This is a genomic window from Luteimonas padinae, from assembly GCF_014652935.1.
In the GTDB taxonomy this organism is placed as follows: Bacteria; Pseudomonadota; Gammaproteobacteria; order Xanthomonadales; family Xanthomonadaceae; genus Luteimonas; species Luteimonas padinae.
This window is the reverse complement of sequence record NZ_BMZT01000002.1, coordinates 71,418-92,909: the sequence shown is the minus strand read 5'-3', so window position 1 is coordinate 92,909 and position 21,492 is coordinate 71,418. Positions and strand designations below refer to the sequence as shown.

The 21,492-nt window shown below is 72.2% G+C and carries 21 protein-coding genes and 1 pseudogene; 13 read left to right on the top strand and 9 right to left on the bottom strand.

Annotation, left to right across the window (positions count from 1 at the left end):
• Positions 1 to 4 precede the first annotated feature (4 nt).
• The 4 genes from IE168_RS02275 to IE168_RS02260 all read right to left on the bottom strand — a co-directional run bounded on the left by IE168_RS02275 (position 5) and on the right by IE168_RS02260 (position 4,313).
• On the bottom strand, positions 5 to 349 hold the full coding sequence (locus IE168_RS02275) for a zinc ribbon domain-containing protein YjdM (protein ID WP_189494817.1): 345 nt from the start codon (positions 347 to 349) through the stop codon (positions 5 to 7).
• Positions 350 to 376: 27 nt separating this feature from the next.
• Positions 377 to 1,636: a 5-demethoxyubiquinol-8 5-hydroxylase UbiM gene (gene ubiM, locus IE168_RS02270; RefSeq protein WP_189494815.1), complete on the bottom strand. Its 1,260-nt coding sequence runs from the start codon at positions 1,634 to 1,636 to the stop codon at positions 377 to 379.
• A 68-nt stretch (positions 1,637 to 1,704) separates the two neighbouring features.
• Positions 1,705 to 1,986, bottom strand: coding sequence for a hypothetical protein (locus IE168_RS02265; protein WP_189494813.1), 282 nt, complete (start codon positions 1,984 to 1,986; stop codon positions 1,705 to 1,707).
• Positions 1,987 to 2,183: 197 nt separating this feature from the next.
• Positions 2,184 to 4,313, bottom strand: coding sequence for a M13 family metallopeptidase (locus IE168_RS02260; protein WP_229823024.1), 2,130 nt, complete (start codon positions 4,311 to 4,313; stop codon positions 2,184 to 2,186).
• Positions 4,314 to 4,432: 119 nt separating this feature from the next.
• Between IE168_RS02260 and IE168_RS02255 the strand changes: the two genes are divergently transcribed.
• From IE168_RS02255 to IE168_RS02225, 7 genes are all read left to right on the top strand, one after another.
• Positions 4,433 to 5,239: an N-formylglutamate amidohydrolase gene (locus IE168_RS02255; protein ID WP_189494811.1), complete on the top strand. Its 807-nt coding sequence runs from the start codon at positions 4,433 to 4,435 to the stop codon at positions 5,237 to 5,239.
• A complete protein-coding gene (locus tag IE168_RS02250) occupies positions 5,232 to 7,103 on the top strand; it encodes a peptidase MATCAP family protein (RefSeq protein ID WP_189494809.1) in 1,872 nt (623 codons plus the stop codon). The genes IE168_RS02255 and IE168_RS02250 overlap by 8 nt, the downstream gene beginning before the upstream one ends.
• The gene (locus IE168_RS02245; protein WP_189494806.1) at positions 7,097 to 8,146 is read left to right on the top strand and encodes a glutathione synthetase; all 1,050 of its coding nucleotides are present in this window, start codon (positions 7,097 to 7,099) and stop codon (positions 8,144 to 8,146) included. Before IE168_RS02250 ends, IE168_RS02245 begins: the two co-directional genes overlap by 7 nt.
• 78 nt (positions 8,147 to 8,224) lie before the next feature.
• Complete coding sequence (locus IE168_RS02240; protein ID WP_189494803.1) at positions 8,225 to 8,836, top strand: mechanosensitive ion channel family protein; 612 nt, start codon at positions 8,225 to 8,227, stop codon at positions 8,834 to 8,836.
• Between the two features lie 124 nt (positions 8,837 to 8,960).
• Positions 8,961 to 9,530 carry a peroxiredoxin gene (locus tag IE168_RS02235; protein ID WP_189494800.1) on the top strand — a complete coding sequence of 190 codons (570 nt, stop codon included), beginning with the start codon at positions 8,961 to 8,963 and terminating at the stop codon, positions 9,528 to 9,530.
• Between the two features lie 146 nt (positions 9,531 to 9,676).
• On the top strand, positions 9,677 to 11,455 hold the full coding sequence (locus tag IE168_RS02230; RefSeq protein ID WP_229823065.1) for an EAL domain-containing protein: 1,779 nt from the start codon (positions 9,677 to 9,679) through the stop codon (positions 11,453 to 11,455).
• Between the two features lie 175 nt (positions 11,456 to 11,630).
• Positions 11,631 to 11,918, top strand: coding sequence for a hypothetical protein (locus tag IE168_RS02225; RefSeq protein ID WP_189495327.1), 288 nt, complete (start codon positions 11,631 to 11,633; stop codon positions 11,916 to 11,918).
• Positions 11,919 to 11,957: 39 nt separating this feature from the next.
• On the opposite strand, the gene sstT is transcribed toward IE168_RS02225, so the two are convergent.
• Complete coding sequence (sstT, locus tag IE168_RS02220; RefSeq protein ID WP_189494794.1) at positions 11,958 to 13,235, bottom strand: serine/threonine transporter SstT; 1,278 nt, start codon at positions 13,233 to 13,235, stop codon at positions 11,958 to 11,960.
• A 118-nt stretch (positions 13,236 to 13,353) separates the two neighbouring features.
• Between sstT and IE168_RS02215 the strand changes: the two genes are divergently transcribed.
• The 5 genes and pseudogenes from IE168_RS02215 to IE168_RS14485 all read left to right on the top strand — a co-directional run bounded on the left by IE168_RS02215 (position 13,354) and on the right by IE168_RS14485 (position 16,482).
• Complete coding sequence (locus IE168_RS02215; protein WP_189494791.1) at positions 13,354 to 13,647, top strand: DUF6522 family protein; 294 nt, start codon at positions 13,354 to 13,356, stop codon at positions 13,645 to 13,647.
• A 71-nt stretch (positions 13,648 to 13,718) separates the two neighbouring features.
• Complete coding sequence (gene azu, locus IE168_RS02210; RefSeq protein WP_189494788.1) at positions 13,719 to 14,393, top strand: azurin; 675 nt, start codon at positions 13,719 to 13,721, stop codon at positions 14,391 to 14,393.
• Positions 14,394 to 14,573: 180 nt separating this feature from the next.
• The gene (locus tag IE168_RS02205; RefSeq protein WP_189494785.1) at positions 14,574 to 15,671 is read left to right on the top strand and encodes an alpha/beta fold hydrolase; all 1,098 of its coding nucleotides are present in this window, start codon (positions 14,574 to 14,576) and stop codon (positions 15,669 to 15,671) included.
• An 85-nt stretch (positions 15,672 to 15,756) separates the two neighbouring features.
• Positions 15,757 to 16,110, top strand: a pseudogene (locus tag IE168_RS14490) (DUF1428 domain-containing protein); the annotation flags it as partial.
• Positions 16,111 to 16,113: 3 nt separating this feature from the next.
• Positions 16,114 to 16,482 carry a DUF1428 domain-containing protein gene (locus IE168_RS14485; protein ID WP_225217982.1) on the top strand — a complete coding sequence of 123 codons (369 nt, stop codon included), beginning with the start codon at positions 16,114 to 16,116 and terminating at the stop codon, positions 16,480 to 16,482.
• 3 nt (positions 16,483 to 16,485) lie between these two features.
• Here IE168_RS14485 and IE168_RS02195 read toward each other — a convergent pair whose 3' ends face one another.
• From IE168_RS02195 to IE168_RS02180, 4 genes are all read right to left on the bottom strand, one after another.
• The gene (locus IE168_RS02195) at positions 16,486 to 17,646 is read right to left on the bottom strand and encodes an AI-2E family transporter (protein ID WP_189494780.1); all 1,161 of its coding nucleotides are present in this window, start codon (positions 17,644 to 17,646) and stop codon (positions 16,486 to 16,488) included.
• Between the two features lie 138 nt (positions 17,647 to 17,784).
• On the bottom strand, positions 17,785 to 18,735 hold the full coding sequence (locus IE168_RS02190; protein ID WP_229823060.1) for an aldo/keto reductase: 951 nt from the start codon (positions 18,733 to 18,735) through the stop codon (positions 17,785 to 17,787).
• Positions 18,736 to 18,777: 42 nt separating this feature from the next.
• Positions 18,778 to 19,572: an SDR family NAD(P)-dependent oxidoreductase gene (locus tag IE168_RS02185; protein ID WP_189494774.1), complete on the bottom strand. Its 795-nt coding sequence runs from the start codon at positions 19,570 to 19,572 to the stop codon at positions 18,778 to 18,780.
• 32 nt (positions 19,573 to 19,604) lie between these two features.
• The gene (locus IE168_RS02180; protein ID WP_229823022.1) at positions 19,605 to 20,465 is read right to left on the bottom strand and encodes a DODA-type extradiol aromatic ring-opening family dioxygenase; all 861 of its coding nucleotides are present in this window, start codon (positions 20,463 to 20,465) and stop codon (positions 19,605 to 19,607) included.
• Positions 20,466 to 20,550: 85 nt separating this feature from the next.
• On the opposite strand from IE168_RS02180, the gene IE168_RS02175 reads away from it, so the two are divergent.
• Positions 20,551 to 21,468 (top strand): LysR family transcriptional regulator, encoded by a 918-nt coding sequence (locus tag IE168_RS02175; RefSeq protein ID WP_189494771.1) that lies wholly within the window; start codon positions 20,551 to 20,553, stop codon positions 21,466 to 21,468.
• Positions 21,469 to 21,492 lie beyond the last annotated feature (24 nt).

The window sequence follows — 21,492 nt, the reverse complement described above, 5'->3', positions numbered from 1 at the left end:
TTGCTCAGGCCTTGCGCAGGAAGCAGGTCTTCAGCACCAGGTCCCTGATCCGGTCGGAGTGGCCTTCGATGTGCTCGGCGTCGTCCTCGACCAGGCGGATGTTGCGGATCACCGTGCCCTGCTTGAGCGGGATCGACGACCCCTTGACCTTGAGGTCCTTGATGACGACCACGGTGTCGCCCGCCGCGAGCGGGTTGCCGTTGACGTCACGCACCACCGGCGCGTCACCCGCCGCGTCGCCACCCTCGCCCGGCGCCCACTCGTGGCCGCAGTCGGCGCAGACCAGCAGTGCGCCGTCGGCATAGGTGTTCTCGAGGCCGCATTGCGGGCAGGCGGGGATGGCGGGCATGGCGGCTCCGGAGCGATATCGGGCCGTTCATTGTAGCCGCCGGCCGCCGGGCGACCTCGGCCGCAGGACCTCGAAGCCGCGGCGCAGGCGCTGCAGCGGCGTCGGGTCCACCGGGCCATCGTCCAGCAGCGCATCGGCCAGCGCACGCCGCAGCGGCGGCAGCGCACGCCCGGCGCCGATGATCGCGCGCCGCAGCGGTCGCAGCGGCAGGCGGTCGTCGGTGAACACGCGCACCACCAGCGCCGTGCCCAGGAACAGCGTCGCGCAGCCGGCGCGGTGCCGGCGCTGGTAGCGCGCGAGCAGCGCCGGATCGGCAGGATCGCCGTGCCGTGACATCGAATCGGCCACCGCACAGGCCAGCCGCTCGACGCTGGCCAGGCCGAGGTTGAAGCCGTGCGCGGTCACCGGATGCATGCCCACCGCCGCGTCCCCCACCAGCGCGAAGCGCGGGCCGACGAAGCGGTGCGCCCAGGTCGCCACCAGCGGATACGCATGCACCGGCCCCTCGGGCACCATGGCGCCGAAGCGGCCGCGGTAGCGCGCTTCCAGCTCGCGCGCATAGGCGTCGGGCGCGAGCGCCAGCAGCGCGTCGGCCTCGGCGCCGGTCACCGTGAGCACCGCCGAGGCGAGCCCGTCGTTGAGCGGCAGCAGCGCGCGCGTCTGGTCGTGGCCGAACCATTCCCAGGCCACGCCGTCGTGGCCCTGTTCCGGACGCACGCGGCTGACCAGCATGGTCTTGCCGAAATCGTGCATGGCGACCGGGATGCCCAGGGCGCGGCGCGTGGACGAGAAGCGGCTGTCGGCCGCGACCAGCAGCGGCGCCTCGAAGCGCTGGCCGTCCTCGAGCACCACCTCCGCCGTTCGCGAGCCCGCCGCCACCGACGCCACGCGCGCGTCGAAGTGCACGCGGATCCGCGGATCGGCCTCGACCACGGCCCAGGCAGCAGCGCGGATGTCGCTGTTCGCGACCAGGCTCCCCAGCGCCTCGTGCCCGAACGGTCCGGCATCGACCTCGAAGCCCTCGCCGGCGTCGCCGTCGGCGACCCGTGCACGCACCAGCGGTGCCACCTTCGCGGCGTCGATGCGATCGAGGATGCCCAGCTCGCGAAGCAGTCGCATCGAGGACCGGGTCAGCGCGATCTCGCGGCCGTCGGGCGCCGGCTCAGCGATCGCGGCGCGGGGCTGCCGTTCGATGACGTCGACATGCAGGCCGCGCATCGACAGCGCGCGCGCCAGCGACAGGCCGGCCGGGCCGGCTCCGATGACGAGGATGGATGGCTCGGACATGCAGGCGCTCGGGATGAAGGCGAGCGTGCAAGCCTAGGCGGGCCGGCGCGGGCCGGCCCTGACCGCGGTCAAGCCGTGGAGCGCTCCCGTGCGGCGGCGTGCACCGCCGGCTCGGCGAGGAAGCGCCCGACCTGGTACCACACCAGCAGCGCGCCGGTTCCGATGAGCAGGGCGCAGAGGCCGTTCCCGGGCTGCATGGCGTACAGCGCGCCCGCCAGCCCGGCCGTCACCACCAGCCAGGCCCATGCCTGCCAGCGCCGCAGGAGCGCGCGCCGCGTCTCGCGGCCGATGATGTCCCTCGCCTGTGCGGCGGGAATCCCGTACTCCTCGCTGATCACTTCCGGATGCATCGCGTGGCTGGCTCCTGTGGCTGTTCGGACTGCGGACCTCGGGTAGAGCGGACGACGTGGGTTGCCCGATTACGCCACGGAACGGGGGGCGATGGAAAGGGGGCGGCCGCCGCGGTGCCTGTCCTGGAACGACGAAGGGCAGGCCGCTTGGCCTGCCCTTCGCCTCGACCGGCGGGCGGATCACCGCCCTGTCGGCCTCACCAGATGCGCACGCGGTCTTCCGGCGCGACCCACAGCGCGTCGTCCTTGTCCACGCCGAAGGCCTCGTACCAGGCGTCGATGTTGCGCAGCGGCGCGAAGGCGCGGATGTGGCCCGGCGAATGCGTGCCGTTCACCAGCTGCTGGCGCAGCGCATCGTCGCGCCACAGCGTGCGCCACACCTGGGCCCAGCCCATGAAGAAGCGCTGTTCGCCGCTGAAGCCGTCGATCACCGGCGCCTCCTGGCCGCCCAGCGAGCGGCGGTAGGCCTCCAGCGCGATGGTCAGGCCGCCGAGGTCGCCGATGTTCTCGCCCATCGCCACCTTGCCGTTGATGTGCATGCCCGGCAGCTGCGGGAACTCGTAGGCCTCGTACTGGGCACCGAGCTTCGCGGCCTGGGCCTCGAACTTCGCCGCGTCCTCGGCCGTCCACCAGTCGCGCAGCAGGCCCTGTCCGTCGGACTTGCGGCCCTGGTCGTCGAAGCCGTGGATGATCTCGTGGCCGATCACGCCGCCGATGCCGCCGTAGTTGACGGCCGGATCGGCATCGGGATCGAAGAACGGCGGCTGCAGGATGGCGGCCGGGAACACGATCTCGTTCTTCACCGACGAGTAGTAAGCGTTGACCGTCTGCGGCGTCATGCCCCACTCGGCCTTGTCGACCGGCCCGCCGATGCGCCCGCGGTCGTAGTCCCATTCGAAGGCAGCCGAACGCAGCGCATTGCCAAGCACGTCGCCATCGCGGACCTCGAGCGCGGCGTAGTCGCGCCAGGTCTCGGGGTGGCCGATCTTCAGGCCGAAGCCGGCCAGCTTGGCGCGGGCCTCCTTCTTGGTGTCATCGCCCATCCACTCGAGCTGGTCCAGGCGCGCGCCCATGGCGGCCTTCACGTTGGCGACCAGGTCGTCCATCTTCGCCTTGGCGTCCGGCGGGAAGTACAGCGCCACGTAGTCGCGGCCGATCGCCTCGCCCATCGCGCCTTCGGCGTGCGCCACGCCGCGCTTCCAGCGCTCCTTCTGCTCCGGCTGGCCGGAGAGGAACTTCGAGCGGAAATCAAAGTTCGCGTCGACGAAGGCCTTCGACAGCAGCGGCGCGGCCTGGTCGGTCACGTGGAAGGCCTGCCAGGCCTTGAGCGTGTCGAGGTCGGCGTCGGCGAAGAGCTTCGCCAGCTTCGGCATCGCGCTGTCCTGGCGCACGACCGCGCGCGGCGCCTGCCCGACGCCGGCGGCGGCGAAATAGCGCTCCCAGTTGAAGCCCGGCGCGGTGGTCGCGAACGCGGCGCGCTCGACCGGGTTGTAGGTGCGGCTGCGGTCGCGGCTTTCGGCGCGGGTCCAGTGGGCTTCGGCCACCGACTTCTCGAAATCGAACACGCGCTGCGCGTTCGCCTTCGGCTCGTCCCAGCCCGCCAGCTCCAGCAGCTGCGCGATGTAGGCGACGTAGCGCTCGCGCTGCGGCGCGAACTTCTCGTCCAGGTACATCTGGCGGTCGCCGAGGCCGAGGCCGGACTGGCTCATGTACAGCGTGTAGCGGTCCGGATCGCGCTGGTCGTCGGACACGCCCAGGCGGAACAGGGTGGCGCCGACGCTGCCCGAGGACGCGCCCATCAGGTCGGCCATCGCGTCCTTGTCGGCGGCGGCGCGGATGGCGTCGAGGTACGGCGCCAGCGGCTTCGCGCCCAGGGCCTCGATCGCGGCCTCGTCGAGGAAGCTGCGGTACAGCGTGGCGACCTTGGCGGCGTCGCCGGTCGCCGCCGCGCCCTGCTGCACGTAGCCCTCGACCAGGCCGCGGACGCGGGCCTCGGACAGGTCGCGCAGCACCAGGAACGAGCCGTACATCGACTTGTCCGACGGGATGTCCGTGCTGTCGGCCCACGTGCCGCTGACGTAGCGGAAGAAGTCGTCGCCCGGCTCGACCGAGGTGTCCATGCCGGCGGTGTCGATGCCCCAGGTGCCGTAGCGGGTGGCGGCAACGGTGCCGCCGGCATCCGCTGCGGAGTCGCCGGCCTCGAACAGCAGGCTGGCGTCGCAGGCGATGTCGATGCACTCGTCGGCCGCGTGCACGTCATGGGCATGCACGGGGGCGGCGAGCGACAGGGCGAGCGCGGTCGCCGCGCTGAGAAGGCTGGTCTTCAAGCTGGATGTCTCCGGACTGGATGCGATGGGCAGGCGCCGCGAAGGGCGCCAACCGTCCAAGCATACCCAACGGCCGCGTTTTCGCCCCGGTCACGCCCTCCTGCGTAGAACCGGCGGCCATGGACACCACACCCACCCACGCCCCGCCCTGGTGGACCGTGCAGCGCAGCGACGACCGCGTGCTCGCCACCGCCATCCACGACGGCCACGGCCTGCGCCCGGAGATCGCGACGGCCATGGCGCTGGACGAAGCCGGCCGCCTGCGCGAGGAGGATCCCTGGACCGGCCAGGCCGCCGCCGCGGCGCCGACGCACGTGATCGCCGGCCGTTCGCGCTTCGAGGTCGACCTCAACCGCGGCGAGGACGAAGCCTTCTACCGGACGCCCGACCAGTCCTGGGGCCTGCAGGTCTGGGCCGCGTCCCCGGCGGAATCGCTGGTCGAAGGCTCGCTGCGCCTGCATCGCGCCTTCTACGCGATGATGGGACAGCTGCTCGACGACATCCGCGCCTCGCACGGCGCCTATGTGCTGATCGATGTCCACAGCTACAACCACCGCCGCGACGGACCCGCCGCGCCGCCGACGCCGCAGGCCGACGCCCCGGACATCAACATCGGCACCTTCTCGATGCCGAGGGCGCGCTGGGCGCCGGTGCTCGACCCGCTGATGGACGCGATGCGCGACTTCGATTTCCGCGGGCGCCGGCTGGACGTGCGCGAGAACGTGGCCTTCCAGGGCCGCGGCGCCCTCACCCGCTTCGTGCACGAACGCCACCCGGAGCACGGCTGCGCGATCGCGCTGGAGTTCAAGAAGTTCTTCATGGACGAATGGAGCGGCGCGCCCGACCCGGCGGAGCTGGCCGCCATGCGCGGCTTCATCGGGCACGTGGTCGATACCGCGCGCGAGCTGCTGGACCGCCATGGCTGACCGGACGCCCGCGTGGTCCGCGGCGCCGGACCGGTCCGATGACGGCCCGCAGCATCACGTCCTGCCGGACGGCGGTCGCGTCTACGTCGACCGCCCCCTGCCCTTCCTGGTCGCGCACCGCAGCGATGACACCGCGCACAGCCTGGCCCGGCGCGTGGCCGCGATCAGTCCGGCCAGCATCCTCTGGTCCGCCGGCGACGGGGATGCCGGCGTGGCCGACTGCGTGCGCAGCGTGGTGGCGCGGCAGCTCGAGGACTGTCCCCGCCTGCTCGTCGTCGGCCTCCACGACCTCGCCGGCGACGACAGCCTCGAGGAGGACAGCGCGCGCCTGGAGCCGTTCCGCTTCACCATCGGCTGCAGCCGCGACCCGGCGGCGCAGGCGGCCGCGGGCGAGCTCGCGGCGGCGCTGGCAGGCCTGTGCATCGACCTGCGCGAGCCCCGGATCGAGCGCCTCGACGATGCCGATGCCCGTGCCCTTCCCGCCGGGCTGCCGGACGACGCCGCGCGCCTCTCCCGACTGACGCTGGGGCTGCCGCGCATCCACCTGGTGCCCGGGGGCCACGGCGGGATCTATCCGCAGGTCTTCCACGAGCTGGAAACCCGGGTGTTCGATGCGCTTCTGCGCGCCGCTGCCGCCTTCGTCGCCGCCGGCAGCGGCCGCCCGGCGCCGCAGCACCGCTCGCTCGGACGCAGCCGCTACATCGAGGCGGCCGTGGTCGCCGACCGCGAACTGGCCCGCATCAGCCGCTCCTTCGACTTCCTGCTCGGCGTCTCGCCGATCGACACCGTGGAGCAGTTCGAGCGCTGCCGCGGACAGGCCGCGCCCGACCCCCGCTTCCGCTACCGCCCGCTGACCGTCGACCCCGCGCTGGCCAAGCGCGCGCTGCACGCGATCGACCTGCGCGCGGTGGAGGATCCGGTGCTGGAGACGCTGTTCCAGCAGAAGCGGCAGGAACTCGACCTGCAGCTGACCCTGCTCCAGTGCCGCAACACGCCCGCGTTCCGGCACGGTTCGGTGATGCTGTACGGCGCGGTCGAACCCGCCCTGCTGGCCGACGCGCACGGCATCCTCGCCCGCGTCGCCGAGCCGCCGGCGGGCGATCCGGAGATGGTCGGGGCGCACGAGGTCGGCGACGCGGCCCAGCGGATGATCGCGCGCTATCGCCACAAGGTGCCGGTGTTCAAGGCCGACGTCTGCCTGCGCGAGGACCTCGCGCCGGGGCTCATGGTCAGCGGCAACAGCGTGCTGGTGTCCACCGCCACCCGGATGCGCCGCGCGCGCCTGGACGCGCTGCTGCAGCACGAGGTCGGCGTGCACGTGCTCACCTGCATCAACGGCGGCCAGCAGGGACTGGGCATCTTCGGCGCCGGGCTGGCCGGCTACGAAGGCGTGCAGGAAGGCCTGGGCGTGTTCGCCGAGTACCTGGTCGGCGGGCTCACGCCGGCGCGGCTGCGGCTCCTGGCCGCACGCGTGCTGGTGGTGGACGCGATGCTGGCCGGCGCCGCGTTCGGCGACTGCCAGCGGCTGCTGGTCGGCGAACACGGCTTCGCGGCGCGTACCGCCTTCACCATCATCGCCCGCGTGTTCCGCTCCGGCGGCCTGGCCAAGGACGCGATCTACCTGCGCGGGCTGCGCCAGGTGTTCGCCTTCGTCGCCGCCGGCCGCGAGCTGGATCCGTTCTGGCTGGGCAAGATCGCCGAGGCCCACGTGCCGATGGTCGAGGAGCTCCAGGCCCGCGGCATCCTGCGCGCGCCGGCCGCGACCCCCGAGTTCCTCACCCGCCCCGAGGCCCGCGCGCGCATTGCGCGCATCCGCGCCGGGGGTGCCTTCCTCGACCACCTGCAGGATCCCGCGCCATGCTGATCGCCTTCTTCGTCAACGACATCGAGCTCGAATACGAGGGCTATACCACCACCATCCTCGCCCACGAGGCCTCGCGCCGCGGGCACGACGTCGCCTACATCACCCCCGGCGACTTCGTCCTCGGCACCGACGACGACCTGCGCGTCCACGCCCGCATGCTGCCCGCGACCAAGGGCAGCAAGCGGGGGCGGCCGAGGTTCTTCAAGGACCTGCAGGCCGCGGGCCCGCGCGAGCTGATCGAGATCGCCTCGATCGACGTGCTGATGCTGCGCAACGATCCCTCCAACGACGCCGGCGAGCGCCCCTGGGCCGAGTTCGCGGGCATCCAGTTCGGGCGCCTGGCCGCGGCCCGCGGCTGCCTGGTGCTGAACGACCCGGCCTCGCTGTCGGAGGCGATCAACAAGCTGTACTTCCAGTCCTTCCCGCGCGAGGTCCGCGCCGAAACCCTGATCAGCCGCTCCACCGCCGACATCCGCGCCTTCGCCAAGGCGCACGGCGGCAAGGTGGTGCTGAAGCCGCTGCAGGGCTCGGGCGGCCAGGGCGTGTTCCTGCTGGACGGCAAGAGCGGCAAGAACCTCAACCAGATGGTCGAGGCCATCGGGCGCGACGGCTACATCATCGCCCAGGCCTGGGTGCCGGGCGCGGAGAAGGGCGACATCCGCTTCTTCCTCATGAACGGCGAGCCGCTCAGGGTCGGGACGAAGTACGCGGCGATGCGCCGCGTCGGCGCCAAGGGCGACATCCGCAGCAACATCCACGCCGGCGGCAAGGCGCGCGCGGTGCGCATCACCGAACGCGAGCTGCGCGTGGCCGAGATGATCCGGCCCAAGCTGCTGCGCGACGGCATGTTCCTGGTCGGCGTCGACATCATCGGTGACACCGTCCTCGAGGTGAACGTATTCTCGCCCGGCAACCTCGGCTCGTGCAGCACCATGGCCGGCGTCAACTTCGCCGCGGAGATCCTGGCGGCGATCGAACGCAAGCTCGAGATCCGCCGCCAGCACCCCGGGCAGTTCGACAACCGCACGCTGGCGGTGATGTAGCGCGTCGCCGCATTCCGTGCGCCGGATCGATCTGGGACAATCGCGGCCGCGACGGCGCGGTGCCGTCGGGGAGCCGTGATGCGCGGATATCTGCCCGTCTGGATGCAGGAATGGCTGGGGGTGATCATCCCCCTGGGCCAGGTCGCGCTGATCCTGCTGGCGGCGTGGCTGCTGCGCCTGGTGGTGCGCCGCGTCGGCGACCGCGTCTGGGCCCGCTACGACGCGCCGCCGGAGCTGGTGATCGGCTCGCGGCGGGTGGTGACGTTCCTGATCTCGGCGGCGGCGCTTCTGCTGGTGCTGCAGCGGCTCGGGGTCTCGGGCACGGTGCTGTGGACGGCGTTCACCGGCTTCGCGGCGGTGGCCGCGGTGGCCTTCTTCGCCGCGTGGAGCGTGCTGTCGAACATCTTCTGCACGATGCTGATCCTGGCCACGCGCCCGTTCCGGCTGTACGACCACGTCGAGATCCTGGAGAGCGGCGACAAGCCCGGGCTGGGTGGCCGCGTCACCGACATCAACCTCGTCTACACCACGCTGCAGGAAGTCGACGACGCCGGCGATGCCCGTGGCAGCGTGCTGCGCGTGCCCAACAGCCTGTTCTTCCAGCGCAGCGTGCGCCGCTGGGGCAGCGCGGAGGACCGCAGGCGCGCACTGAAGGCGGGCCGGCGCCGCGAATCGGGCCTGGACGTCTGACGCCGCCGGCATCGCGCCCCTCGCCGCCCCTCGCCGCCCCTCGCCGCCTCGCGGCAGCCCCCGCACGCTGCTGCGGCCGGCCGGCCCCGGGCCGCTAGAATCAGCCGACACCAGGAGTCCCGCCATGAACACCATCACGCGCAGCCTTGTCCTCGCCGCCCTCGCGCTCGCCTCCGCCTGCTCGTTCCAGGCCCGTGCGACGCTGCAGCCGGGTGATCCCGCGCCGGACTTCACCGCGCCGGCGTGGCTCGCGGGCGAACCGTTCGACTATTCGCTGTCGAAGGCGCTGCGCGACGGCCCCGTGGTGCTCTACTTCTTCCCGGCCGCGAACACGCCCGGCTGCAACATCGAGGCCTCGCTGTTCTCGCTGGCGGTCGACGACTTCAGGGCCCGCGGCGTGTCGGTGATCGGCGTGACCGCCGGCAACACGGAACAGCTGCGCGCATTCTCCGCCGACAAGGCCACCTGCGCCGGCAAGTTCCCGGTGGCCGCCGATCCCGGCGCGAAGATCGCCGCCGGCTATGCCGCGGTGCTGGAGCGCAAGCCGGAGATGTCCAGCCGCACCTCGTACCTCATCGGCCAGGACGGCCGCGTGCTGGCCGTGCACTCCGACATGAATCCGGCGCAGCACGTGAAGCGGATGCTCGACAGCATCCCGGGCGCGGCTGCGGAGCGCTCCGCCCCCGGCGACTGAACCCCCGCAAGGCACGCCCGGCAGCCCGGCGCGCGTCACGCGCGGAAGGGCCCGCAGGCGGCCATGACCGGACCGGCCGGGCGCCCAAAGCCACCTGAACCGTGTTAATACTCGGTCTGGCGCGGCCTGGGGACGGTGTTGTGACCATGCAAGCCGATGGCAAGGGCCGGGAACGATGGCGACCACGCTGGTGGTGGCCGGTGCTGCTGGTCCTCGCGCTCGGAGTGCACCCCGCGCTGGCGCCTGCGGCGGACGGGGCCTCGCCGGCCACCGGAACGCTGCGCCTAGGCGGCGATGCCGCGTATCCGCCGTACCACTTCCGCAACACCCGGGGTGAAGCGGACGGCTTCGACGTCGACCTGGCGCAGGCCGTCGCCGCCGACCTCGGCCTGGAACTGGTGGTGGAACTCGGCGACTGGGCGACGACGCTGGAACGCCTCGAGCGCGGCGAACTCGACGCCGTGCCGATGTTCTGGTCCGCCGAGCGCGAGCGCCGCTTCCTGTTCACCGAGCCGCTCCTGCTGCGCCACCACGCGCTGTTCGGCCACTACGAGACCCCGACGGTCCACTCGCTGGAGGCGCTCGGTGGCGGCCGCGTCGCGGTCCAGGGCGCCGGCCTGGCCTGGGAAGCGCTGCGCGGCCTCGACCGGCCGGGCATCACCATCATCGGGCTCGACAACGAGGCCGACACCCTGCAGCTCGTCGCCCGCGGCGGTGCCGATTACGCGCTGGTCCCGACCGGCATCGGCTACGACGCGATCCGGCGTTCGGACCTGCACGACCTGGTCGCGCTGAGTCCGCCGCTGCTGGAGCGCAAATACGTGTACGCCGTCCGGCGCGGGCGCCCGGACCTGGTGCCGCGGATCAACGGCGCGCTCGAGCGGCTGGGGCGTGCCGGCGTGCAGAACGACCTCTACGTGCAGTGGATCGGCAGTCCGGTCATGCAGGGCGCCGGCGCCCCCGCAGCCGATGGCGACTCCCGGCCGGATTGGCGCCTGGCCGCCATGACCGCGGCGGCGCTGCTGCTCGCGACCCTCGCGCTGCTGGCATGGCAGCGACACCGGGTGCGGCGGAGTCCCGGCGGAATCGCCCCCGGCACCCGCCTCCCTGCCAACGCCGCGCTGGTCGCCGGACTGCGCGACGCCATCGCCGATGGCAGCCTCGGCTTCGCCCTGCAACCCAGGATCAACCTGCGCAGCGGCCGCTGGATCGGGGCCGAACTCCTGGCCCGCTGGGACCACCCGCAGCTGGGCCCGCTGGAGCCCGACATGTTCGTTCCCGCGGCCGAACAGTCCGGAACCATCGGCGAGATGACCCTCTACCTGGTGCGCCATGGCCTCGCGCACTCCCGTGACTGGCCCGACACCGGGCATCCCCTGCACATCTCGATCAACGTCTCGGCCAACGACCTCGCCGACCCGCGGCTGGTCGACGCCATCATCGAGGCCAGCGCCGGCAGCAGGGTCGGGCTGATGCTGGAAATCACCGAGACCGAGGTGATGCGCGAGCCCGGACTCGTCGCCAGCGCGCTGCCGCGGCTGCGCGCGTGCGGGATCCGGATCTCGGTCGACGACTTCGGTGCCGGGCACTCGTCGCTGGTGAACCTGCGGCGCCTGGCCCCGGACGAGCTCAAGATCGACCGGTCCTTCGTGCAGCCGCTGCTGGCATCACGGTCGGACCAGGCGATCGTGCGCGCCACCATCGACCTGGGGCACGAACTGGGCGCGCGCGTCGCCGCCGAGGGCGTGGAGGACGACGCCACGCGCGCGTGGCTGCTGGCGGCCGGGTGCGACGCGGCGCAGGGTTTCGGGATCGTCCGGCCGATGCCGCCCGGCGAATTCATCGCCCTGCTGCGCGCCTGCCATGGCATGAAGCCGCCGTCAATACCTGGCGAACATTTTGTTAATGCGCGATTGGTACAATAGCCGCAGGACGCGCATGCCCCCACGGCTGCCAGCCGCGTCCTGGTCCGGCAGTCCATTCCCATGGCGCTTCGCGCCGCACTCCCGGGGACCAGGTCCCCACACTGCCCATGGCCGCCCTCCGCAGGCCTGCCCGCCGCCGTCGCGCGCGTCGCAGGCACCCACGACAGGAGTCGAGATGTCCCGCAGCAGTACCAAGAAGACCACCACCAGCACCGCCGCCGCCCCGGCCGCCGCGCGCCCGCGCGCATCCGCCCCGCTGCGCCGCAGCGGCAGCGCGGCCACCACCAGCGCCGCCCACCTGACCAGCCAGCGCATCGCGGCCGATGTCGCCGCGTTCAAGAAGGCCGGCGGTCGCATCGAAGTCCTCGGCAACACGCCGCTGCGCCCATATTCCGCCCGCAGCACCACGCGCAAGGCCACCAAGGTCGAGCCCAAGGCCGCCAAGGCCGGCACCAAGGGCTGACCGCCCGCCGCGGCCCGCCTGCCGGCGCGCCGCTCCGGCTCAGGCCTCCGTCCTGCCGTCGCCCGCACGCTCCGGCAGGACGGATCCGGCTGCTGCGTCCCGCCCTTCCACGTCCCGCCCCGAGGTCACGCCGCAGGCCGCGGCGATGAAGACGACGTCCGTGGACGAGTTGAGTGCGGTCTCCGCCGAGTCCTGCACCACGCCGACGATGAAGCCGATCGCCACCACCTGCATGGCGACTTCATCGCTGATTCCGAACAGGCCGCAGGCCAGCGGGATCAGCAGCAGCGATCCTCCAGGCACGCCCGACGCGCCGCAGGCGCCGATCGCCGCGACCACGCTGAGCAGCAGCGCCGTCGCCAGGTCGACCTGGATGCCCAGCGTGTGCACCGCGGCCAGCGACAGCACCGAGATGGTGATCGCCGCGCCCGCCATGTTGACCGTGGCCCCCAGCGGCACCGCCACCGAACAGGTTTCCCGGTGCAGGCCGAGCTTCGCGCAGAGCTCCATGTTCACCGGGATGTTGGCCGCCGAGGAGCGGGTGAAGAAGGCGGTGATGCCGCTCTCGCGCAGGCAGCGCAGCACCAGCGGCCAGGGATTGCGCCGGGTCACCGCGAACACGAGCAGCGCATTGCCCACCAGCGCGACGAACAGCATCGCGCCCAGCAGCACCGCCAGCAGGTGCGCGTAGTCGAGCAGCGCCGACAGCCCGGTCCCGGCGAGCATCGAGGCCACGATCCCGAATACGCCCACCGGTGCCAGCCGGATCACCAGCCGCACCACGCGCGTGACCGCCTCCGAGAAGTCGGACAGGACCCGGCGGGTGCCATCGCCCGACTGCCGCAGCGCCAGGCCCATGGCGATGCCCCAGGCCAGCAGCCCGATGTAGTTCGCGTCGACCAGCGCGTTGAAGGGGTTGTCGAACACTTTCAGGACCAGGGTCCGGAGCACCTCGCCGATGCCGCCCGGCGCGCTCAGCGCGGCGTCGGCCGGCACGTCCAGGGCCAGCGTGGTCGGAAACAGGAAGCTCGCCGCCACGCCCACCAGCGCCGCCATCACCGTGCCGACGAGGTACAGGCCGAGGATCGGCCGCATGCGCGTGTCCTGGCCCTGCCGGTGGTTGGCGATGGACGCGGCCACCAGCACCAGGACCAGCACCGGGGCCACCGCCTTCAGCGCGGAAATGAATATGGTGCCGAGCAGGCCCACCGCCGCGCCCGCCCGCGGCGAGACCAGGGCGAGGACGACGCCGGCGAGCAGGCCGATGACGATCTGGGTGACCAGGCTCGGCCGGCGCAGGAAGGACGGGAGTGGCATGTGCGGATCCGGGAATGCTGCAGCCGGCCATGATAGGGCGTCGCGGCGGCGGCCACCCGCATGACCCAGGTCAATGCGGGCGGCGCGGCGAACGGCGAGCCTGCCTGCATCGGTACACATGACGGAGGACGCCGTGGGCGACGCCATCCCGCTCGAACTCGCCGACCGCCCGGACATCGAGGTCGACGGTGCCCTGGTGGCCCGGGAGCTGGGCCTGGAGGTGGAGGAATTCCGCGGGCTGATGGCCCGCGGCAAGGTGAGCGTGCTGTGCGAGCGCGGCACCGGCGAGGACGCGGGCCTCTACCGCGCCAGCTTCTACCACCAGGGCCGGCGCGCGCGGCTGTTGGTCGATGCCCGGGGCCGGAGCATCGATCCGCCCCCGCCGCCCCCGCGCGGAACTGCACCGGCCTGACGCCGCCTTCACACGCGGATCAGCCCGCGAAACGGCATCATCCCCCTGTTCTCTCCCACCACGAGGATTCCATGAAACTGCAAGCATCCCTGATCGCCGCCGCCTGTGCCCTGGCCCTGTCCGCCTGCGGCGGCGAGTCCCCGCAGCCCGCCGATCCGGCCTTTGCGACGCCGCCTCCGGCGCCGACCACGCCGGCAGATACCACGACGCCGGCAGGCACCGCTCCGGCCGACGATACCGCCACCCCTGATGTGCCCGTCGACGCCGCGCCCTTGGACGGCACCTCGACCGCCACCGGCGAGACCGGCGCGGTGGACGCCGCCGGCGCCACTCCGGCCGCCGCTGGCGACGCCGCCGTCACCGGCTGCAGCGTCGCGATCGAGGGCAACGACATGATGAAGTTCAACGTGTCGTCGATCACCGTGCCGGCGAGCTGCAGCGAGTTCACCATCAACCTGACCCACGTCGGCCGCCTGCCCGAGGCCGCGATGGGCCACAACGTGGTCATCGCCGCCACCTCCGACATGGCCGGCGTGGCCGCGGACGGCATCAGTGCCGGCGCGTCGGCCGGCTACGTCAAGGCCGGCGACAGCCGCATCATCGCCGCGACCGAGATGATCGGCGGCGGCGAGAGCACCTCGGTCACCTTCGACGTGTCGAAGATCAAGGACGGCGGCCCCTACGAGTTCTTCTGCAGCTTCCCCGGCCATGCGGCCCTCATGAAGGGCAGCATCAGCGTCGGCTGACGCCACCGCAGGACCGCTCGTCGACGCCCGCGCCGGCAGCTCCGGCGCGGGCGTCCGCGTTCACGGGGAGGATGCCGGCCTGAACGCCCCGACAATCGTCATCACACTGTCATGCGGCTGCGGTAGAGCCGGCGCCGGGCGCCCGGCACGCTGGACCGCCTTGTCCAGCGCGCCGCCCGAATGCTCCGCCTTGCCGCCCTCCTCCTCGCCTGCCTGCTGCTCGCCGGCTTCTCTTCGCTGCCGGGCCTGCCGGCCTCCTTGGCCGCCCACCTGGTCGCGCCCGACGGGACCTCGCCGCTGCTGCCGCGCGCGCCGATCGACGCCGCGCTGGCGCGGCTGCGCGACCGCGAAGGCCGCGTCACCACGCGCGCCGGCGTCGACGTCTTCTGGCGCGCGATCGATCCCGCGGACTACGCGCTGCGGATGTCCTGGCCCCGCGACCTGGGCGCGGCCGACACCTTCCCCGACCTCGACTTCCAGGTGCCTGACGCCCCCGCCGGCACGCCGCGCGGCACCGTCGTGCTGCTGCACGGCTGGATGATGCACGGCGATTCGATGCTGCCCTGGGCGCTGCGCCTGGGCGAGGCCGGCTACCGCACGATTTCGATCGACCTGCGCAACCACGGCCGCTCCGGCACCGCACCCTCGGGCTACGGCATGCGCGAGGCCGCCGACGTGGTGGACGTGGTGGCCGCGCTACGCCGCCAGGGCGAAGTGGTGGGCCCGCTGCACGTCCTCGGCGTGTCCTACGGGGCCGCCACGGCGATCTTCGCCGGCGCGGATCCGGCGCTGGGCGCCGAGCGCGTGGTCGCGATGGAATCCTTCGCCATGGCCGACGACGCGATCCGCGACATGGTCCCCTACATGCTCACCGACGCGCCGGCGCCTCCCTCGGCCTGGCTGACCCGCCAATGGCTGCGCTGGCGGCTGAACGATGCGGTGCTCGACGCCGCGATCGAGCGCGCGGGCGACACCCTGGGCCTGCCGCTGGACCGCGTGGACGTGGCGGCCGCGCTGGCCGGGGTGCCCTGCCCGCTGCTGGTGCACGGCGACGCCGACCGCCACGTGCCGGTCGCGCATGGCCGCGCGCTGGCGGCCTCGGCGCCCCACGCCCGCTACATCGAGCTGGCCGGGCAGGACCACCTCAGCCTGCCGATGCAGCTCGACGTGCTGGCGCCCGCCGTCCTGGACTGGTTCGGGCAGCCGGCCTGCGACGCGCCGGGCATCCTGTCCGGTGCGGCCGATCCCGTTCCGCCGACGGACGGCAGCCGCGGATGACGCGCGCGCAACATTCCGGCCGCTAACGTGGCCGCGCCTCCGGCATCCGCCGGGGCCGCCGCCCCGCTCCCCCTGGAGACATCGCATGCCCTACTACACCGGCCTGGTCGCCGCCGTCCCCACGGCCCGCAAGCAGGACTACATCGCCCATGCCGCCGCCTCGTGGAACGTGTTCGCGAAGCACGGTGCGACGCGCATGGTCGAGACCTGGGGCGTCGACGTCCCGCACGGCCACACCACCGACTTCCACCGCGCGGTCGAGGCCGGCGGGGACGAGACGGTCGTCTTCTCCTGGATCGCCTGGCCCGACCGCGCCACCTGCGACGCCGCATGGCAGGCGATGGAGACCGACGAAGCGATGGCCGCGCTGCCACCGATGCCCTTCGACGGCAGCCGCATGATCTACGGCGGCTTCTCGCCGGTGCTGGAGGCGGGCGAGCCGATGGGCTCGGACTACTACCAGGGCTTCGCCCTGGCCGTCCCGGCCGGGAACAAGGCCGCCTACACCGACATGGCCCGCAAGGGCTGGGAGATGTTCGGCGAAGCCGGTGCTGACGGCGTGGTCGAGGCCTGGGGCGAGGACGTGCCCCATGGCAAGCGCACCGATTTCTACCGTGCCACCAAGGCGGTGGACGGCGAAGTCGCGGCGTTCAGCTGGATCGCCTGGCCCGACCGCGCCACCTGCGACCGCGCGGCGAAGGCGATGCAGGAGGACCCGGCCATGCAGGACATGCCGGAGATGCCCTTCGACGGCAAGCGCATGATGTGGGCCGGCTTCGAGCCGGTCTTCGATTCCGCCCGGTCGTCCTGAGCCTCAGGCGGTGCCGTCGGGCGCCGCCTGGTCCATGGCCCTGCCACGGGCTGGCGGGCCGGCATGGAGGTCCGCGCCGGCGTCGAGGTCCGCGCCGGCATCCGAGGCGGCATCCACCGACTCGGCCGGCGCCGAGAACAGGTCCCATGCCGAGATGAACAGCGCGGCGATCAGCGGCCCGATCACGAAGCCGTTGAGCCCGAACAGCGCCATGCCGCCCAGCGTCGACACCAGCACGATGTAGTCGGGCATGCGCGTGTCCTTGCCGACCAGGATCGGGCGCAGGATGTTGTCCACCAGCCCGATCACGAACACGCCGTAGCCGATCAGCACCAGGCCCTGCACCACCGAGCCGGTGGCGAGGAAGTAGATCGCCACCGGCCCCCACACCAGGAACGTGCCCAGCGCCGGCAGCAGCGACAGGAAGGCCATCACCACCGACCACAGCACCACGCCCTGCACGCCCAGGATCCAGAAGATCAGGCCGCCGAGCGCGCCCTGCACCAGGGCCACGACGATGTTGCCCTTGACCGTGGCGCGGATGACGGTGGTGAACTTGCCCAGCAGCGCGCGCTTGTGCGCCTCGTTCAGCGGAATCGCGCGGCGGATGCGTGCGGCCAGCACGGCGCCGTCGCGGAACAGGAAGAACAGCAGGTAGAGCATGATCGCGAAGGACACGAAGAACTGCATCGTGCCCTGCCCCAGGTTCACCGCCTGGGTGGCGACGAACTGGCTGAGCGTGGCGGCACCGTCGGCCAGCTTGTCCTGCAGCTCGGGAATGGTGCCCAGGCCGAGGCGCCCCAGCAGGTCGCTGGCCCAGTCCGGCAGCAGGCGCATGACCTGCTCGAAGTAGTGCGCGAAGCCGATGTCGCCCTCGCGCATGCGCTGGAAGATCGCACTGGCCTCCCGCGCCAGCGACACCGCGATCAGCGCCACCGGCAGGATCGCGATCAGCAGGCAGACCAGCAGCGTGGACAGCGCGGCGAGGTTGCGCCGCCCGCGCATCCGCACCAGCAGGCGGCGGTACAGCGGCGAGAACAGCAGCGCCAGGATCACCGCCCAGAACACCGCGCCGTAGAACGGCAGCAGGATCCAGCCGAAGGCCAGCGTCACCGCCAGCAACAGGAAGAGGAAGACCTTGCGCTGCAGTTCGATGGTGTGCATTGCGTTGGCTGTGGTGGGCGGAAGCCCGAGTCTGACAGGCTTCCGCCGCCGGTACAGCCTCGCCGCTCAGAGCATGCGCCGAAGCACGCCGTCCCGCTTTGCGAGATGGTGCACCAGCGCCATCCCGACGCGGCCGGCTCAGGCCGCGGGACGGCTCGCGGCGTCGAGCACCTGGAGCGCGGACGCGGGCAGGACCAGGTCGGCCGCGCCCATGATGTCCTCGAGCTGCGCGAGGCTGGTGGCGCTGGCGATGGGCGTGACCTGCGGCCGCGTCATCAGCCACGCCAGCGCGACCTGGGCCGGGGTGGCGGAGACGTCGTCGGCAACCTTGCGCAGCGCGTCCAGCAGCGCCAGGCCGCGGGCGTCGAAGTAGCCGCCGAGGAATCCGGCGCGCGCGCTCCCTTCCAGGTCGTCGGCGCTGCGGTACTTGCCGGTCAGGAAGCCGCTGGCCAGCGAGAAATAGCTCACCACGCCGAGCCCGTGCTCCGCGGTCACCGCGGCCAGCTCCGATTCGTAGCCCGCGCGGTCGTACAGGTTGTAGCCCGGCTGCAGCACCTCGTAGCGCGCGAACCCGTGGTCGGCGGAAACCGCCAGCGCCTCGCGCAGGCGCGCGGCGTCGTAGTTGGAGGCGCCGACGGTGCGCACCTTGCCGGCGTCCACCAGCTTCGAGAACGCGCCCAGGGTTTCCTCCAGCGGCACGGCGGCATCGTCCTCGTGGGCGAAGTAGACGTCGAGATGGTCGGTGCGCAGGCGGCGCAGCGAATCCTCGACCGCAGCCTCGATGTTGGCCGCCGACAGGCCCTTGCGCGGCGCCCACTTGGCAACCTTGGTCATCAGCACCACGTCGTCGCGGCGGCCGCGCTTCGCGAGCCAGTTGCCGATGACGGTTTCGGACTCGCCGCCGGACAGGCCGGGACCCCAGGCGGAATAGACGTCGGCGGTGTCGATGGCGTTGAAGCCGCGCTCGACGAAGCGGTCGAGCAGCTTGAAGGAGGTGGCCTCGTCGGCGGTCCAGCCGAAGACGTTGCCGCCGAAGACGAGGGGGGCGACTTCAGGGCCGCTGCGGCCCAGCTTGCGCTTCTGCATGATGTTCAACTCCTCAAGGATGTGCATGCCCTTCCCCGCAGGAAATCAGGCGATGGTCTCGACCGTACCACCGTCCACGCGCAGCGCCGAACCGGTGGTGGCGCTGGCCTGCGGCGATGCCGCGTAGACGCTGAGCGCTGCGACCTCCTCCGGCGTCGCGAAGCGGCCCAGCAGGTTCGACGGCCGGTTCTCGGCCAGGAACAGCGCCTCCATCTCCTGCGGCGTCACGCCACGCTCGGCGGCCAGGCCGGCCATCATGTCCACCGCGCCCTCGGTGCGCGTCGGGCCCGGCAGGATGGTGTTGACGGTGACGCCGCTGCCGGCCAGGGCCTTGGCCAGGCCGCGCGACAGGCCCTGCAGCGCCGACTTGGTGACGCCGTAGTGGACCATCTCGGTGGGGATGTTGAGCGCCGACTCGCTGGACACGAACTGGATGCGGCCCCAGCCGCGATCGCGCATGCCGCGCGCGTAGTGGCGGCCCAGGCGCACGCCGCTCATGACGTTGACCTGCCAGAACTCGTCCCACAGCGCGTCGTCGATGTCGAAGAACTCGCGCGCGCCGTAGATGCCGAGGTTGTTGACGAGGATGTCGGCGTCCGGGCGCGCGGCGGTCAGCGCGGCGGCGCCTTCGGCGGTGCCGAGGTCGGCGACCACGCCGGTGGCGTCGTCGCGGCCGCCGTCCTGGCGCAGCTTCACCAGCGCCTCGTCCACGCGCGCCTGGCTGCGGCCGACGACGGTGACCGCGGCGCCGGCCTTCGACAGACCGGTGGCGATGGCCAGGCCGATGCCACCGGTGGAGCCGGTGACGATGGCGGACTTGCCGGAAAGGTCGATCTTCATTGGGGAACTCCTGTACGTGGGGCGGCTCTGGATCAGCCGAAGCGGAATGCGGAAAGCGTGGTCTTCATGACATCTTCCGAGTAGACCTTGCGGCCCTCGGAGCCGGCGCCCGCGCCGGCGGCGACCAGCAGCGGCAACAGGTGCTCCTCGCCCCCCGGCGGATGGCTGTCGCGCGCGTGCGGAGCACTCGCCCACTCGCGCAGCAGGGCCTCGCGCTGCTCTGTCGGGCTTTCGATCGCCGCGGTCAGCCAGGCATCGAACTTCGCCGAGACCGGCGTGTAGCGCGGATCACCGTAGCCGCGCATGTTGTGGAAGCTCATGCCGCTGCCGACGACCAGCACGCCTTCGTCGCGCAGCGCGGCCAGCGCGCGGCCGGCGGCGATGTGCGCGGCCGGATCCATGTCGCGGCGCAGCGACAGCTGCACCACCGGGATGTCCGCCTTCGGGAACATCAGCTTGAGCGGAATGAAGACGCCATGGTCGTAGCCGCGCTGCGGGTCCACGCGCGCCTGCTCACCGGCCTCGCCCAGCAGCTGCACGATGCGGTCGGCAAGGGCCGGTTCGCCGGGCGCAGGATAGGTGAGTTCGTAGGTGTGCGCAGGGAAGCCGCTGTAGTCGTAGATCAACGCCGGCCGGGCGCTGCCGGTGACGCTGAAACCCGGCTCCAGCCAGTGCCCGGACACCAGCACGATCGCCCGCGGCGCCTCCGGCAGGGTGCCGGCCACGCCCTTGAGGAAGGCGGCCATGCGGTCCCAGGTGTCGGCCGGGTTCCAGTCCATGAAGAAGCAGGGTCCGGCGCCGTGCGGAACGAAGAGCACGGGCATGCGCGCGGCACGGTCGGCGGCCGGCGCATTGCCGTTGCCGCTGGGGGAAGTGGACGGGTTCGTGTTCATGCCCGACAGTATGGTCTCCGCCCCGAAGGAACAGAATCAGGCACTACCGATCAACACTTGATACCCACAGTGTTAGATTGACGCCATGGACCGGATCACCAGCATGCGCGTCTTCGTCCGCGCCGCGACCGACGGCAGCCTCTCGGCGGCGGCCCGCCATCTCGGCATGTCGCCGGCGATGGCGACCAAGCACGTCAACGCGCTCGAGGCCCGGCTGGGCGTGAAGCTGTTCCATCGCACCACCCGGCGCCTGGCGCTGACCGAGGCCGGCAGCGACTACCTCGACGCCTGCCTGCGCATCCTCCCGGAGATCGACGAGGCGGAGGCCGCCGTCGCCTCCCAGCGGGTCAAGGCCACCGGCACCCTGCGCATGAACGTGCCGCTGTCCTTCGGGCGCTGCTTCGTGGCGCCGCTGGTCCCGGAATTCTGCCGCCGCCATCCGGAGGTCACGGTGGAGCTGGGCCTGAGCGACGCCGAACTCGACCTCGTCGCCGGCAGCTGGGACCTGGCCGTGCGCATCGGCCGGCTGGCAGACAGCCCGCTGCATGCGCGGCGCCTGGGCGACAGCCCGATGCTGGTCTGCGCGTCCCCGTCCTACCTCGACGTGCGGGGCGTGCCGCGGCGGGTGGCCGAACTGGTTCAGCACAACTGCCTGGGCTACACGCTCTCGGGCACGCAGGGACGCGGGCACTGGGCCTTCGGCGCCGACGGCGAGGTCCGCGTGCCGGTCACCGGCAACCTGCTGGCCAACAACGGCGATGCGCTGCTGGCGGCGGCGGTGCGCGGCCAGGGGATCATCTACCAGCCGGAGTTCATCGTCGAAGCGGCGCTGGCGCGCGGCGAGCTGGTGGTGCTGGAGCTCGACCGGCCGTGCGTGCGGCTGGGCGGCATCCACGTGCTCTACCCGCCCGACCGGCGCCCGCCGGCCAAGGTGCGGGTGATGATCGACTACCTGGCCGAGGCGTTCGCCAACGGCCGCCCGGAGATCCCGCCGCCGCGCTGAAGCGGATTGCCCACGGCCGAAGCC

Excerpts from the sequence above, each read along its gene's own strand:
- IE168_RS02275 (WP_189494817.1), bottom strand. The coding sequence starts at position 349 with ATGCCCGCCATCCCCGCCTGCCCGCAATGCGGCCTCGAGAACACCTAT.
- ubiM (WP_189494815.1), bottom strand. The coding sequence starts at position 1,636 with ATGTCCGAGCCATCCATCCTCGTCATCGGAGCCGGCCCGGCCGGCCTG.
- IE168_RS02265 (WP_189494813.1), bottom strand. The coding sequence starts at position 1,986 with ATGCATCCGGAAGTGATCAGCGAGGAGTACGGGATTCCCGCCGCACAG.
- IE168_RS02255 (WP_189494811.1), top strand. The coding sequence starts at position 4,433 with ATGGACACCACACCCACCCACGCCCCGCCCTGGTGGACCGTGCAGCGC.
- IE168_RS02250 (WP_189494809.1), top strand. The coding sequence starts at position 5,232 with ATGGCTGACCGGACGCCCGCGTGGTCCGCGGCGCCGGACCGGTCCGAT.
- IE168_RS02245 (WP_189494806.1), top strand. The coding sequence starts at position 7,097 with ATGCTGATCGCCTTCTTCGTCAACGACATCGAGCTCGAATACGAGGGC.
- IE168_RS02240 (WP_189494803.1), top strand. The coding sequence starts at position 8,225 with ATGCGCGGATATCTGCCCGTCTGGATGCAGGAATGGCTGGGGGTGATC.
- IE168_RS02235 (WP_189494800.1), top strand. The coding sequence starts at position 8,961 with ATGAACACCATCACGCGCAGCCTTGTCCTCGCCGCCCTCGCGCTCGCC.
- IE168_RS02230 (WP_229823065.1), top strand. The coding sequence starts at position 9,677 with ATGCAAGCCGATGGCAAGGGCCGGGAACGATGGCGACCACGCTGGTGG.
- IE168_RS02225 (WP_189495327.1), top strand. The coding sequence starts at position 11,631 with ATGTCCCGCAGCAGTACCAAGAAGACCACCACCAGCACCGCCGCCGCC.
- sstT (WP_189494794.1), bottom strand. The coding sequence starts at position 13,235 with ATGCCACTCCCGTCCTTCCTGCGCCGGCCGAGCCTGGTCACCCAGATC.
- IE168_RS02215 (WP_189494791.1), top strand. The coding sequence starts at position 13,354 with ATGACGGAGGACGCCGTGGGCGACGCCATCCCGCTCGAACTCGCCGAC.
- azu (WP_189494788.1), top strand. The coding sequence starts at position 13,719 with ATGAAACTGCAAGCATCCCTGATCGCCGCCGCCTGTGCCCTGGCCCTG.
- IE168_RS02205 (WP_189494785.1), top strand. The coding sequence starts at position 14,574 with ATGCTCCGCCTTGCCGCCCTCCTCCTCGCCTGCCTGCTGCTCGCCGGC.
- IE168_RS14485 (WP_225217982.1), top strand. The coding sequence starts at position 16,114 with ATGGGCTCGGACTACTACCAGGGCTTCGCCCTGGCCGTCCCGGCCGGG.
- IE168_RS02195 (WP_189494780.1), bottom strand. The coding sequence starts at position 17,646 with ATGCACACCATCGAACTGCAGCGCAAGGTCTTCCTCTTCCTGTTGCTG.
- IE168_RS02185 (WP_189494774.1), bottom strand. The coding sequence starts at position 19,572 with ATGAAGATCGACCTTTCCGGCAAGTCCGCCATCGTCACCGGCTCCACC.
- IE168_RS02180 (WP_229823022.1), bottom strand. The coding sequence starts at position 20,465 with ATGAACACGAACCCGTCCACTTCCCCCAGCGGCAACGGCAATGCGCCG.
- IE168_RS02175 (WP_189494771.1), top strand. The coding sequence starts at position 20,551 with ATGGACCGGATCACCAGCATGCGCGTCTTCGTCCGCGCCGCGACCGAC.